Origin of the sequence: Kamptonema formosum PCC 6407, from assembly GCF_000332155.1 — a bacterium.
Lineage (GTDB): Bacteria > Cyanobacteriota > Cyanobacteriia > Cyanobacteriales > Microcoleaceae > Kamptonema > Kamptonema formosum.
Genome location: NZ_KB235904.1, coordinates 1,069,325 through 1,083,264 on the forward strand (window position 1 = coordinate 1,069,325; position 13,940 = coordinate 1,083,264).

General features: G+C 41.6%; 8 protein-coding genes and 1 pseudogene. All 9 read left to right on the forward strand.

What is annotated here, in order from left to right:
* Nucleotides 1-16 precede the first annotated feature (16 nt).
* Nucleotides 17-1,453, forward strand: a complete 1,437-nt coding sequence (locus OSCIL6407_RS0121615) for a TfuA-like protein (RefSeq protein ID WP_007353175.1) — start codon at nt 17-19, stop codon at nt 1,451-1,453.
* Between the two features lie 6 nt (nt 1,454-1,459).
* Nucleotides 1,460-2,617: a YcaO-like family protein gene (locus tag OSCIL6407_RS0121620; RefSeq protein WP_007353174.1), complete on the forward strand. Its 1,158-nt coding sequence runs from the start codon at nt 1,460-1,462 to the stop codon at nt 2,615-2,617.
* A 188-nt stretch (nt 2,618-2,805) separates the two neighbouring features.
* Nucleotides 2,806-3,626, forward strand: a pseudogene (gene hemB, locus OSCIL6407_RS31070) (porphobilinogen synthase).
* Between the two features lie 197 nt (nt 3,627-3,823).
* A complete protein-coding gene (locus OSCIL6407_RS0121630; protein WP_007353171.1) occupies nt 3,824-4,336 on the forward strand; it encodes an adenine phosphoribosyltransferase in 513 nt (170 codons plus the stop codon).
* 386 nt (nt 4,337-4,722) lie between these two features.
* Nucleotides 4,723-5,763: an ABC transporter permease gene (locus OSCIL6407_RS0121635; RefSeq protein WP_007353170.1), complete on the forward strand. Its 1,041-nt coding sequence runs from the start codon at nt 4,723-4,725 to the stop codon at nt 5,761-5,763.
* A gap of 117 nt (nt 5,764-5,880) precedes the next feature.
* Entirely contained in the window at nt 5,881-8,034 is a 2,154-nt protein-coding gene (locus OSCIL6407_RS0121640; protein WP_007353169.1) for a DUF4394 domain-containing protein, read from the forward strand.
* A 258-nt stretch (nt 8,035-8,292) separates the two neighbouring features.
* Nucleotides 8,293-8,577: a hypothetical protein gene (locus OSCIL6407_RS0121645; RefSeq protein WP_007353168.1), complete on the forward strand. Its 285-nt coding sequence runs from the start codon at nt 8,293-8,295 to the stop codon at nt 8,575-8,577.
* Nucleotides 8,578-8,722: 145 nt separating this feature from the next.
* Complete coding sequence (gene nrdJ / locus OSCIL6407_RS0121650) at nt 8,723-13,129, forward strand: ribonucleoside-triphosphate reductase, adenosylcobalamin-dependent (RefSeq protein WP_007353167.1); 4,407 nt, start codon at nt 8,723-8,725, stop codon at nt 13,127-13,129.
* A gap of 85 nt (nt 13,130-13,214) precedes the next feature.
* The gene (locus tag OSCIL6407_RS31910; protein WP_051045180.1) at nt 13,215-13,913 is read left to right on the forward strand and encodes a GIY-YIG nuclease family protein; all 699 of its coding nucleotides are present in this window, start codon (nt 13,215-13,217) and stop codon (nt 13,911-13,913) included.
* The last annotated feature ends 27 nt before the right edge of the window (nt 13,914-13,940 follow it).

A 13,940-nucleotide genomic window follows, 5' to 3' on the forward strand; every position in this document is an offset into this window, starting at 1 on the left:
CGGTTTCTTTACCTTTATGCAGTCATTTCTACCCACTGCTGTATTCTTAGGCCCATCTCTCAGAATTGATGAAGCTAAAAAAATTCTCCACGCCAACTATTATCCTCCAGTTCGGAGGGGAGATATTTATCGAATTATCCCATCTGGCATTGAAACTATTATTTTAATTGATGGAGTATTTCATCAGGAAAGACCTGTTTGGCAACGCGAAATTTTGGACGCAATTAATGCCGGAATTAAGGTTTATGGTGCATCAGGGGTAGGAGCATTGAGAGCCGCAGAATTACATGAATTTGGCATGAAGGGTTGCGGCACAATTTTTGAATGGTATCGAGATGGAATTATTGATGGAGATGACGAAATTTGGCTAACTTATGGTGACGATTCCCATAACTTCTGCCCGATTTCAGAACCGCTAATTAATATCCGCTATACTTTACTTAATGCTGTTAAAAATGGCTGTTTAACAGCAGAAAAATCAGCAGAACTAATTGAGTTTGCCAAACAATTATATTATCCCGATCGTTCCTATCAGCAGCTTCTTAAAAGTCCAGTTTTACAACAGCTATCTCCCTTAGATTTTGCTGAGATCAAAACTTATCTAATGACACAACAAGTGGATCTAAAAAGGCTGGATGCTATGCAAGTGCTGAATTGGCAATCTGAATCTTCCCAGAAACAAGAGATTATCTCTAGTCAGCCGCAGCAATTAGAATTACCAGTGCCAGAAATTCTCAGTAAAATAGTTGCAATGACAGGCTTTATTGGCAGCGATCGAATTTGCACAGGTAGAGAACTTTTATTGGCAGTAAAACAGGATGTTAACTTGCTAAAAGAGATGCAAATCACTTTATCAAAACACTGTTTTATTCAGGAGTGGGTAAAGCAAAATAGCATTGTTTATCCAGAAGATAATTTAGAGTTTGACTTGGCTGAGTGGGAAAAAGTACATGAGATTGTTTGCGATCTAAAATGGTTGCAGTCGAATGGTTTAACTTTTTGTAGCTATAGGAAATTAATGCGCGATCGCCTAGCAATTGATTGGATAATTAACCAAGGCCCAGAATATTTTGGAATCAAGGGAAATTTAGAGCAATCTATTCAGGAAGAATTGCTAATTACCAACAGTAATTTATCTTATCTCTCTCAGGCAGAATTAACTGCTTTACGGTACAAAATATCGCAACGTTATTTCATTTTAGAATGGGCAACCCAAAACAATATTTTTCCCGATCGATCGCTAAAAACTCACCTACAAAAGAAAGAGCAAGAAAGTATATCTGCTAATAGCTTTAACAATTTTAATAAAATTAGATCGCAAACTATAGCATTTGAAGAGTGGATTGTCAACCAAGGCCCCAACTATTTTGGAATTAGTTGGAGTTTTTCTAATGCCTTATGCCAAGAATTACAAATTACTGGAAAAGCCGCACACTTACTCGAAAACAACTAAAAAAATATGGATGTACTTACTAAAGCTTATGCGATTGGTACTCACCGTTTAATCTCACCTGAACAAACCTTAGCAAATATCCACCCTTACTTACCAGCAGCAGGGATTACTCGTTGTGCAGATATCACTGGTTTAGATCGAATTGGCATTCCTGTTTATTGTTCTATAAAACCCGGTGGGCGCTTGGTACAAATCCACAACGGTAAGGGATTATCTCAGATGGCGGCTAAAGTCTCAGCGCTAATGGAAGCAATAGAAGTTTTCCATGCTGAAAACCCATACTGCAATTTTTATAGCAGCAGTTTTAATGATATTAATGTTAGCGATCTATCAATAATTTCACCTAATATTTTACCACTTTACTTATCCCATAATTTCTTTAGCAAAGACTTAATAATCGACTGGATTAAAGCAGAAAATTTGCAGAAAAATGAAAGTGTATTGCTACCTGCAAGCGCTGTCTATCTGCGATCGCCGTCGCTGTATGGCTTTTCCTCAAATGGTCTTGCTAGTGGCAATCATATTGTAGAAGCAACCCTACATGGGCTTTATGAGTTAATTGAAAGAGACGCAATAGCTGGGGTGAGTATTAATGGCAAAATTGACATTAAAAGCTGTCAAATTATCGATCTAAATACGGTGGATGATGAGTTGATATGTTCGCTAATATATCGGATTAAATCTGCTAATTTTAAGCTGGTATTAATCTGGCTAAAAAGTTGTATTTCAGTTAATACTTTTTGGGCAATTATCCTTGACAAAAATCCCTTAACTCCTGCAATTATGGTCAATTTCGGTTACGGAACACATCTAAGTGTTTCTGTAGCTGCGGCACGGGCAATTACTGAGGCTGCTCAATCTCGCTTGACATTTATTTATGGTGTTAGTGAAGAGTTGGCAGAGCCACTTCCTCGCGATCGTAGCCAGACTTATTATAAAATTTATGCTTATTTTGACCGTTTACAAGCAACAGCATCTTGGCAGAATTTCAGTAGTCTAGCTGGTAATAATTTAAGCGAAGATTATAATTATATTTTGCGATGTCTGTGGGAAAGTGGATATAAAAATATATTCCGAGTCAATCTAACTCGGCCGACATTTAATATTCCAGTTGTTAAAGTTTTAGTGCCGGGGTTACGATATAACCCTTCCATAACCGGGTAATTTTTCTGGTAGTAAATGCGTCTTTTTGTGGAACAGATGCGATAATAATGATAATCATTATTATCGCATCTGTTCCTATGTCATCCACAAATAACGTCGAGTCCGCCATTTCCACCGACAACAATCAAAACCCCTCCCTGACAAGCATCCGTCCCCGCCGCCTCCGCCGTACACCAGCTTTGCGGCGCATGGTACGAGAAAATCACTTAACCGTTGACGACCTCATCTATCCCCTATTTGTAATGACAGGGGAGGGGCAAAATTTCCAGTAATACCTGAAAGCCAAAAAGACGACAACGGCAGCGAAAGTTACAACCCCGAAGGATTAGTACAGAAAACGGTCAAAGCTATCAAAGAAATTGTACCAGAAATAGTAGTAATTACTGACGTAGCCCTCGATCCTTTTACCACTCACGGACACGACGGCTTAATTGACGAAAACGGTAAAGTCCTTAACGATCCAACAGTAGAAATTCTGGTAAAAATGGCAGTTTCTCAAGCCGTTGCCGGCGCAGATATGGTAGCACCTTCTGACATGATGGATGGGCGCGTAGGCGCAATTCGTAAAGCCTTAGATGCCTCTGGCTACTTCGATGTCAGTATTCTGGCTTACTCCGCTAAATATGCCTCTGCCTATTACGGCCCCTTTCGAGATGCCCTCGATTCTGCCCCTAAATTTGGTGATAAAAAGACTTATCAAATGGATGCGGCAAACGCTAGAGAAGCCTTGAAAGAAGTTGCTTTAGATATCGCCGAAGGAGCAGATATTGTGATGGTTAAACCAGCCTTAGCTTACTTAGACATTATCTGCCAAATTCGAGAAGTAACTCAGTTACCTGTTGCTGCTTATAATGTCAGCGGTGAATATGCGATGATTAAGGCCGCTGCACAGCAAGGATGGATTGATGAAAAGCAGGTAATTTTAGAGACTTTAACCAGTATTAAACGGGCGGGTGCTGATTTAATTTTGACTTATTTTGCCAAGGAAGTTGCTTTGATGCTAAGGTAAGGGAGATTTTTCCACTGTCGATGAACATTGAGAGGAAAATCGACCCTCATCTAGTGTAAGATTTTTGATGCTTCCCATCGGACGGCACTAGAAGGCTCAATCAGTTCTCCTGCTCATTTAAAGCCAATTCCTGAACTAGAAAGCCCGAAAGTGCCAGAAAGCCTACCGTTGCAATCTCAACGCTTATCCTCAACCTTATGGATCTCAAATCTTTAATTCGCGACATCCCAGATTTTCCTAAACCAGGGATTCTGTTTCGAGATATTACTACTCTCCTGCGCGATCGCGAAGGACTACGCTACACCCTTGACACTTTAACCGAAAAGTGCTCTGGGCTGTCCGCTGATTATATCGTTGGTATGGAATCGCGGGGCTTTCTCTTTGGCGTACCTTTAGCTTATAAATTGGGTATTGGCTTTATTCCCGTCCGCAAACGCGGTAAACTGCCAGCAGAAATTAATTTTGTTGAGTATGAGTTAGAGTACGGCACCGATCGCTTGGAAATACACCAAGATGCTATTGAACCAGGCAGTCGCGTGTTAGTTGTAGACGATTTGATGGCCACTGGAGGAACAGCGGTCGCTACAGGTCAGTTATTACAGCAAGCGCAGTGCGAAATTGTAGGTTTTGCCTTTATCATCGAATTAAAAGATTTAGGCGGTAGAGAAAAGTTACCAGATGTGCCAATTGTGACATTAGTTGAGTATTAATTGTTAGTTGTTAGTTGTTAGTTGTTAGTTGTTAGTTGTTAGTGGTTAGTTGTTAGTTGTTAGTTGTTAGTTGTTAGTTGTTAATTAGGTGGACATGATTAAACTTAACTATGTCATCGCGAGTATAATGATGATACTATTGCGAGCATAATATATGTCATTGCCAGTATAATATATGTCATTGCGAGCGAAGCGAAGCAATCGCGAAGGCTTGAGATTGCTTCGCTTCGCTCGCAATGACAGGAACTTCTCAATGACAGAAATTTCCTGATGACAGTTAATAGTTGCTAACTAGCTTTATTTACTAATAACAACTAACAACTAACAACTAACAACTAACCACTAACAATTAATACTCAACTAACAACTAACAACTAACAACTTCTATGACTTCTATCAAATTAAATCGTAATTTACGGGTCTTAAATTCACTGTTTGCCAGCGAGACATTTGCTTATATAGTTAAGCGGCTACTACAGGCAATTTTGACACTGTTTTTGACATCTGCCCTCTGTTTTACTATTATTCAACTAGCTCCAGGCGATTACTTAGACACCTTGTATCAAAATCCCAAAATTGCACCAGAAACTGTTAAGCAACTAGCACAACAATTTGGCTTAGATAAGTCTTGGATTGAGCAATATTGGCGCTGGCTTTTGCAAATCCTCACTCAGGGAAATTTTGGTAAAAGTTTTGTTTATGGGCGAGATGTAGCTGAATTGTTATGGGAACGAGTACCTGCAACTCTAGTAATGGCGATCGGTTCTTTAATTGTAACTTGGGCGATCGCAATTCCCTTGGGGATTATCGCTGCTGTTAACCAAAATCGCTCTACAGACAGATTTTTACAAGTAATTAGCTACACTGGTCAAGGATTCCCCAGCTTTATTACAGCTCTACTTTTGCTATTTCTAGCACAGAACACTTCACCTCTTTTTCCTGTAGGCGGGATGACAAGTATCGATCATGAAGATTTATCTTTGTGGGGCAAAATTATCGATTATTGCTGGCATTTAATTTTACCAACTGTAGCTCTAAGTATCACCAGCTTCGCAGGTTTGCAAAGACTAATGCGGGGGCAATTATTGGACGTACTGCGACAAGATTACATCCAAACTGCGCGGGCTAAAGGTTTGCCAGAAAATCGAGTGATTTACGTTCACGCTTTACGGAATGCGATTAATCCTCTGATTACACTTTTAGGATTTGAGTTTGCTAGCTTGTTAAGCGGTGCATTTATTGCGGAACTTTTTTTCAACTGGCCAGGTCTAGGTAAACTTACCTTAGATGCTGTCACTAATCAAGACTTGTATTTAGTGATGGCAAGCTTGATGATGGGGGCTGTAATGTTGATTGTGGGTAACTTATTAGCAGATCTACTCCTTAAGGTAGTTGACCCCCGCATCCGCCTAGAAAATCTTAAGTAATAAGCTGAATAGTAAAAGAAAATTCAATCTTTGAATTTAAATTTTGCTGCCTTTTGCAATCGATCCCCTGTTAATATTATTTCATAATCATCTTTAACTTTAGATCGGGATTGCACTATGGCAGAAATTATCGGTACCCCTCAAGCAGATAGCATCGGAGGTTTACCAGAGGATGACAGAATCTTTGGGTTGCAAGAGAATGACACAATTTCTGGCAACTCTGGTAACGATTCTATTTATGGCGGTAAGGAAAACGACTTTATAGATGGAAACTCCGGTAGTGACTCTCTATTTGGGGATCTAGACAACGATACTGTCAATGGCAATGAAGATAACGACTCTATCTATGGCGGTAGAGGCAACGATTTGCTGGCCGGTAACTCTGGTAGCGATGTTTTATTTGGTGATAGAGGTGCTGATAATCTTACTGGTGGAGAGGGGGCTGACGTATTTGTTCTTACCCGTTACGCTGATGGTGGCCCTTCACTAACTAGCGGGGGTTTAAGTCTGGCAGATGCAGATGTTATCAATGACTTTACAGACAATTTGGATCTGATTGGTTTGAGTGGAGGGTTGACCTTTGCTGACCTCAACTTGGTGGACGCAGGTAATAATACCTTTATTCAAGACCGAGTAACTGGAGAATTTCTTGCTGTCCTTGCAGGGGTTAACCGGAGTTTAATTTCTGCGGCAGATTTCACTACTAATAACTCTAGTGTTGTTCCTAGTCCTCTGCCTGGGCCTTCGATTACTGCCTATGGGCTGACGGCAAGTAATAGGATTGTAGGGTTTAATACTTTTGCTCCGGGAATCACGCTTAGGGATGTGTCGGTGACGGGGTTAGAATCTGGGGAAAGCTTGGTGGGGATTGATTTCCGCCCTGCTAACGGTCAACTCTTTGGTTTGGGTAGCAGCAATCGCTTGTACAGGATTGACCCCATCAGTGGGGCGGCGACTGCGGTGGGAACAGCACCCTTTAATCCCACTTTGACATCTGGGGCTACTGGTTTTGATTTTAATCCCACTGTCGATCGCATTCGGGCTATAAATGAGGCGGATCAAAATGCGCGGCTAAATCCTGATACTGGGGGAGTTGTGGATTTCAACACGACTACCGATGGTATTCAATTAGACGGAAGTTTGGCCTATGCTAGTGGCGATCGCAACTCTGGGGCAAATCCGTCGGCAGTGGGTGCAGCTTATACTAATAACTTTGCCGGGGCTACGTCAACCACACTGTATGCGATCGATAGCAATTTGGACGTTCTGGTGCGGCAAGTTCCACCTAACGATGGCGTACTTAATACCGTTGGATCGTTGGGTGTTGACGCTTCTAGCGTCCTGGGATTTGATATTAGAAGCGTTGGCGGTCAGGAGTCGGGTTATGCAGCCCTGAATGTTGGCGGCGTTTCGAGTCTATACAATATCAATTTGACCACAGGTCAAGCTACGGCGTTAGGTCAAATTACGAATGGGGAAGCGATCGTTGGTTTAGCATTGCCTTTGCCTACAGCCTATGCAGTTACAGGTAGAGATGGAGCTGAAAGAATTATCGGCTTTAATGCAGCAGCACCGCAAGCAGTCCTCAGCGATGTTGCTGTTACGGGGTTACTGCCAGGAGAAAGCTTGCTAGGGATTGATTTCCGCCCTGCTACGGGTGTACTTTACGGTTTGGGTAGCAGCAATCGGTTGTATGCGATCGATCGGGCGAGTGGCGTAGCAACTGTGGTGGGAACCGCACCTTTGAATCCAACTCTTACAATTGGGGCGACTGGTTTCGATTTCAATCCTACTGTCGATCGCATTCGGGTTATCAATGAGGCAGATCAAAATGGGCGGCTGAACCAGGAAACAGGGGCAGTTGTAGATTTTGATACGCTGATTGGAGGTGTCCAATTCGACAGAAATTTAGTTTACGCTGCTGGCGATATCAACGCTGGGGCAAATCCTACGGCGGTGGCCGCAGCCTATACTAATAACTTTGCCGGGGCTACGTCAACTACACTGTATGCGATCGACAGTGGTTTAGATGTTCTGGTAAGGCAAGTTCCGCCTAATGATGGTGTGCTTAATACTGTTGGTTCCTTGGGTGTTGATGCTTCTCGCATACTTGGCTTTGATATTAGTCCCAATGGGAATGCGATCGCTGCCCTTGAAGTCGGAGGCGTGTCAAGTCTGTATAATATTAATTTGACAACAGGTGCGGCTACGGCGATCGGTCAAATTGGCAATGGAACTTCCGTCAAAGGTTTGGCATTGACTTTGATTTAATGTTCGCTAATGGCTAATGGCTAATGGCTAATGGCTAATGGCTAATGGCTAATTGCTAATTGCTAATTGCTAATACTAAATCGGGCTTAAATGCCCGTTTATCTTTCAGTCCGCGCAGGCGGACTTTGTTTGTTTAGTAGCGGTTTCAACCGCCGAAGCATATTTTTGTTGCATTTTCCCTCTTCCCTCTTCCTTCTTCCCTCTTCCTTCTTCCCTAGCCCCTAGCCCCTAGCCCCTAGCCCCTCTTCCTTCAACAAAATGTTTTCCCAAGTTTTCTACTTATTGCGTTCTCGTTCTGATGGTAAATATCTAACTGCTCATCCCAATCAAGACACAGATGAGAGTTATTTGTTAATGTTTCGCGAAGACTTTGAAGCTCTCAGCTATCTAAATAAGTATGGTGCAGATGTAGCCGATCGCTTTGGAGTCGAATCTATTGCCGGTTCTCAATTACAAAGCTTGCTCAAGCGTTGGGGATTTAACGGTGTGGGCATTGTTCAAGACCCATTATTGCCGAGGATTGAGTTTTTGTCTGTGCGTTAAGGCGATCGCTTTTCTCAATAGCACTGTTGAGCTTATGACCCATATATAGCGCAACTTGTGGATTTTGTCAACCATTTGACCCTATATCTGACATGGCCTATAGTCATAGTCTATTGATTTATTGTGATACGAGCAGACTGTAATCATGGTTCGAGAACTTGAGCGGACGAGTCAAAACGACACCCAGAAAAAGCACACCTTCCCGGAAACTGCACCTGCGGCCAATCCGGTGTTTTTCAGGACTTATAGCCGCCGCACAGAAAACGGGCGGGAGACGTGGGAGGAAGTGTGCGATCGCACGGTTCGCGGTTTAGCCAAACTCGGCAATCTCACCCCCGCAGAAGCGGATCTCCTACACCGGATGCAAAGCCAACTTAAGGCCCTCACCTCCGGTAGATGGCTGTGGGTGGGGGGTAGCGAGTGGATTGAAGCACCAGAGAATTTTTCCGGGGCCTATAATTGTTCATCCACAAATATCGCTGACTGGCGGGCTTTCGGGCTATTGATGGATTTGGCAATGATGGGCTGCGGTACTGGGGCGGTTCTCGAACCCAAATATATTAACCAACTACCGCCAATTCGGAATCGTTTATTAGTTGAATTGCAGGGAGAAATTGGCACTACTCCCGCTCAATTGCGGCGGGAAGAAACTGAAGTCAAAGTAGAGGGAAATCAAGCAACCATCTATGTAGGAGATTCTCGCCAAGGTTGGGTTAAATCTTATCAAAGTTTGCTGGAATTGTCAACTGATGAAAGATTTTCAACCGATGTGCAAGTTGTCATCGAATTGAGCGATGTCCGCCCGGTGGGAGAACCATTAAAAGGCTTTGGCGGTGTCGCTAATCCGGTGAAATTGGCAGAACTTTATCATCGCTGTGCCGCTATTTTGAATAAGGCTTTAGGACGGCAATTAAATTCTGTTGAATGCTGTTTATTGATTGATGAAGCAGCGGTGACAATTGTTGCCGGCAATATTCGGCGTAGTGCAGGGATTCGTCAGGGAGATAGCAACGATCCCCTATTTTCTAATGCCAAAGATAACCTATGGCAACAAGATGCAAATGGTAATTGGCGAATAGATCCAGAGCGTGATGCTTTAAGAATGGCAAATCACTCTCGTGTTTTTCATTACAAACCCACCTTAGAAGAATGTATTGATGCCGTTCGTAAACAGTATTATTCTGGTGAAGGTGCAATTCAATGGGCTGGTGAAGCGGTAGCCAGATCTAACTGCGATTTGCTATCAACTTCTGCACTGAAACTAGAATTTTTGAAAGCATATAACGATGGAAAGGCTAAAGAGTGGTTGCAGGAAAATTATCCTCATATCAATTCTGAGGAATTAGGGCATCGTTTAGCCCGTATGGGTTTGAATCCATGTGTTACGGCTGATACTTGGGTTCATACTGAGTATGGTGCAAGACAAGTCAAAGACTTAATTGGAGTGCAGCAAGCTGTCTATGTCAATGGAGAACTTTTCAGCACTACCCCAGAAGGCTTCTTTTTCACTGGAGTTAAACCAGTGGTTAAAGTGCAAACCAAAGAGGGTTATAGCTTAAGGTTGACAAAAAACCATCAAGTTTTGAAAGTAACAGCACAGACCCAAAAAAAGCAGTATTCTGAATGGTGTGAGGTTGGCGATCTTAAAATTGGCGATCGCATTCTAATTCACAATCATCGTAATCTTCAATCTTGGGATGGTGTTGGTAGTTTTGATGAAGGATGGCTCTTGGGTAGTTTACTAGGAGATGGCTGTTTTTCTGTCAATCAAGCCAATCACACCTATCAAGCTAAATTGAGGTATTGGGGCAATACTCAAATAGAAATGAAAGAGTATGCCTTAACGCTGGTGAATAACCTGCCTAAACCTCCTCAATACACCAAAGATTTGCAAGGAATTTATCATCCCAACAACAAATACTATGAGGTTAGCTCATCAAGTTTAGCTCGTCTTGCTAAGAAATTTGGTTTGGATCATCATTCCAAAGTAATCACTCCTGAAGTTGAGCAGGCAAGTTATGAATTTTATCGTGGATTCCTCAGAGGCTTCTTTGATGCTGATGGAAGCGTTCAAGGAACTCAAGAAAAAGGAATTAGTGTTCGGCTATCTCAAAGCAATTTGCCTGTTTTAGAAGCTGTACAAAGGATGCTGTTGCGTTTAGGTATTGGCTCGACAATATATCAAAATCGCAGAACAGAAGGATTCAGAATGTTGCCTAATAGCCAGAAAAACTTGGCGGAATATTTCTGCAAGGCATCCCATGAGTTGGTCATTGCTAATGACAATATCTATGTATTTCAACAAGTAATTGGGTTCCAAGAGCCAGAAAAATCACAGTTACTAGCAAGCCTACTATCTGGGTATAAACGCAAGTTTAACCGTGAGAGATTTTCGGTTGAGATTACTGCAATTATCTCTGATGGAGAAGAAGCAGTTTATGACTGCACCGTACCAGGGGTTTCTCAGTTTGATGCTAATGGATTTGTGGCTCACAATTGTGGGGAAATTATTGGCGCAAATTTTCACTGTGTCAGTGGTGAAACTCTACTCATTACTAGAGATGGAATTCACCCAATCAAAGATGTTATCGACTTAGAAATTGAGATATGGAATAGTCAAAAATGGAGCCAAGTTACACCCTTTAAAACAGGTAGTCAGCGTAAACTATATCGAGTGCAATTTGGAGATGGCTCTTACTTAGATGCCACAGAATATCATAGATTCTTTGTCAAAGATCGCTTTGGTAAAGTGTACAAAGAAGTTCAAACCAAAGATTTGATGGATGTCAGTCACTATGCCATTCACACAGAGCCTTTCACAATTAAGTATGAAGATGGTTTGAATGTAGATCCTAGTTACGCCTATACTTTAGGAGTAGCCGTAGGAGATGGAACTACAGATCAAAATGACAATGCCAAAATTAGACTTTACCAAAAGAAGGCAGCTTTAGTAGTATCAGGAAATAAGTCACCGGAAAGAACATATAGCTATTTACCTGCTTTTACCGATGTGACAGATTTAGGCTTTTCTGGAGAATTGCTGAAAGCATTAAAAACTAATGCAGAAGCATTGAATGTAATTGCCAGTTGGAATCGTCAAGCAATACTGCATTTTATTGCTGGCCTAGCTGATACAGACGGCTCGAATACAAGTGGCAACGGTATCAGGATTTATATCTCTGATTACAAGCGAGCTTACAGAGTTCAATTACTTCTAACAAAATGTGGCATTCGTTCATCAATCAATCTTTTTGCCCATAAGGGATCGATCACTAATTATGGCATCAGAAGTCGGGATTTGTATTACTTACAAATTACTGATTGTGCTGATATTCCTTGTCAGCGTTTAGATGTTAGTAAAGGAAGTAGTGCTAAATCTAAAGGCAAATGGCAGATTGTAAGAAATGTTGAAGAATTACCTGATTTACACGATACTTACTGCTTTAATGAACCAGAGTATCACAAGGGAGTTTTTGGTAATACTTTAACTGGAAATTGTAATCTTGCTGAGATTCATCTCAATCAAATTGACCCCAAAAACCTCAAAGAACAAGAAGAAGCCTTCACCGCCGCTGGATTATCAGTGGCCACACTTCTCAATCACAAATTTGTCGAACCCCGCTACAACTACAGTCGCGAATTAGACCCAATTGTAGGCGTGTCTTTTACAGGTTTGTTCGATTTCTTTGTCCATGCTTTTGGCGTTGATTGGCTGCGCTGGTGGGAACAAGGACGACCTGAAACTGAACAAGGAATCGCCTTTAAAGAGGGAGAAAAAGAGTATTTAACTCGTTGGCGGGAAATAGTAAATCAAGCTGTCTGGGATTACTGCGATCGCCATTCTCTCAAACGTCCAAATCGTTGTACAACCGTTCAACCTTCGGGAACAAAAAGTTTATTAACAGGTGCATCTCCTGGTTGGCATCCTCCGAAAGCACAGCGTTTTATTCGCCGCATTACTTTCCGCAAAAATGACCCCGTAGCCTTAGCTTGTATTGACTATGGCTACAATGTCATTCCGTCTCAATCTGACAAAGATGAAAATGGTAATTTGCTGAATGATGCCTTCGATCCACGTTGCACAGAATGGTTGATTGAAATTCCCGTTGCTGTACCTTGGGCCGATTTACCAGGAGCAGATAAAATTGAGATTGGCAAGTTTTCTGCGTTGACACAAATGGATTTCTACTTAAATGTCCAGTGTCATTGGACAACCCATAACACTTCGGCAACTGTAGAACTAAGAGCCGATGAAGTTGAGCCTTTAGGACAGCGCATCTACGAAGCTATTCAAAATGATGAAGGATACATTTCTGTAGCTCTCCTAGCGCGATTTGATGACCACCAATCGTTTCCTCGCTTGCCCTTTGAGCCAATCACCAAGGAACAGTATGAACAGCTTATAAAGGAGGTTATCTTGCGGCGGCATACGGATAATTTTCTTACAGCTTTGCTCCGCTACGATCGCGGTGAATTGCTAGAAGTTGGTCCCGCTGGTTGTGATTCAGATAAATGTACTTTCCCGGAACAAAAACCAACTTCTAACCGTTAAATTATTTTTGGGCTTTTGTCTTATAATTAAAAGCAGTGTGCTAGTTTTTGAACTTTGCCCACTGCTTTTATTTTTCACTACACCTATGGATTTATCAAGCAAGAATAAGAGTTTGAGTGGTGTTTATTTCATTCAAAATACTCTTGACAGTAAAGTTTATGTGGGAAGTTCAATTGATATAGAGCGGCGATGGTATGACCATAAAAACTTATTATCAAGGAGCCAGCATCATAGTAAACATCTGCAAAATGCTTGGAAAAAATACGGAGTAGAAAATTTTGAGTTTAAAATCATAGAGTTAGTTAATGAACCAACTATTTTAGTAGAAAGAGAGCAATTTTGGATGGACACTCTCCAATCTTACGATCCTCAATTTGGATATAATGCTAGTACAACAGCTAATATTTTTGTTAACTCTGAGTTTTTAGTTGCTCAACCTTCAAAAACAAAAGACTGGATAGTAATTTCGCCTCAAGGAGAAAAAAAATTTGTTAGAAATCTTTCTGCATTTTGCAGAGAAAATGGCTTGCATCGAACATCTATGGTTAACGTTGCATCTGGAAAAACCCTTACATCTGGCGGGTGGAAGTGTCAGTATGCTTACACCCCTAAACACCAAGATCGGCCGAGTAAGCGCTTCAAAAATTATGTTGTGACAGACACTGATGGCAACAGTCAAAAAGTTACCAACTTAAAGCTTTTTTGCGAACAAATGGGTTTGGATTTAGCAGCTATGTACTCAGTTGCTAGTGGAAATCGTAGTATCCCTAGTTTGTCACTCTAGGAAGAGTAAAATAGAAAGAGAAGTCTA

Coding starts and splice junctions, on each gene's coding strand:
- OSCIL6407_RS0121635 (WP_007353170.1), top strand. CDS start 4,723: ATGACTTCTATCAAATTAAATCGTAATTTACGGGTCTTAAATTCACTG.
- nrdJ (WP_007353167.1), top strand. CDS start 8,723: ATGGTTCGAGAACTTGAGCGGACGAGTCAAAACGACACCCAGAAAAAG.
- OSCIL6407_RS0121645 (WP_007353168.1), top strand. CDS start 8,293: ATGTTTTCCCAAGTTTTCTACTTATTGCGTTCTCGTTCTGATGGTAAA.
- OSCIL6407_RS0121615 (WP_007353175.1), top strand. CDS start 17: ATGCAGTCATTTCTACCCACTGCTGTATTCTTAGGCCCATCTCTCAGA.
- OSCIL6407_RS0121620 (WP_007353174.1), top strand. CDS start 1,460: ATGGATGTACTTACTAAAGCTTATGCGATTGGTACTCACCGTTTAATC.
- OSCIL6407_RS31910 (WP_051045180.1), top strand. CDS start 13,215: ATGGATTTATCAAGCAAGAATAAGAGTTTGAGTGGTGTTTATTTCATT.
- OSCIL6407_RS0121630 (WP_007353171.1), top strand. CDS start 3,824: ATGGATCTCAAATCTTTAATTCGCGACATCCCAGATTTTCCTAAACCA.
- OSCIL6407_RS0121640 (WP_007353169.1), top strand. CDS start 5,881: ATGGCAGAAATTATCGGTACCCCTCAAGCAGATAGCATCGGAGGTTTA.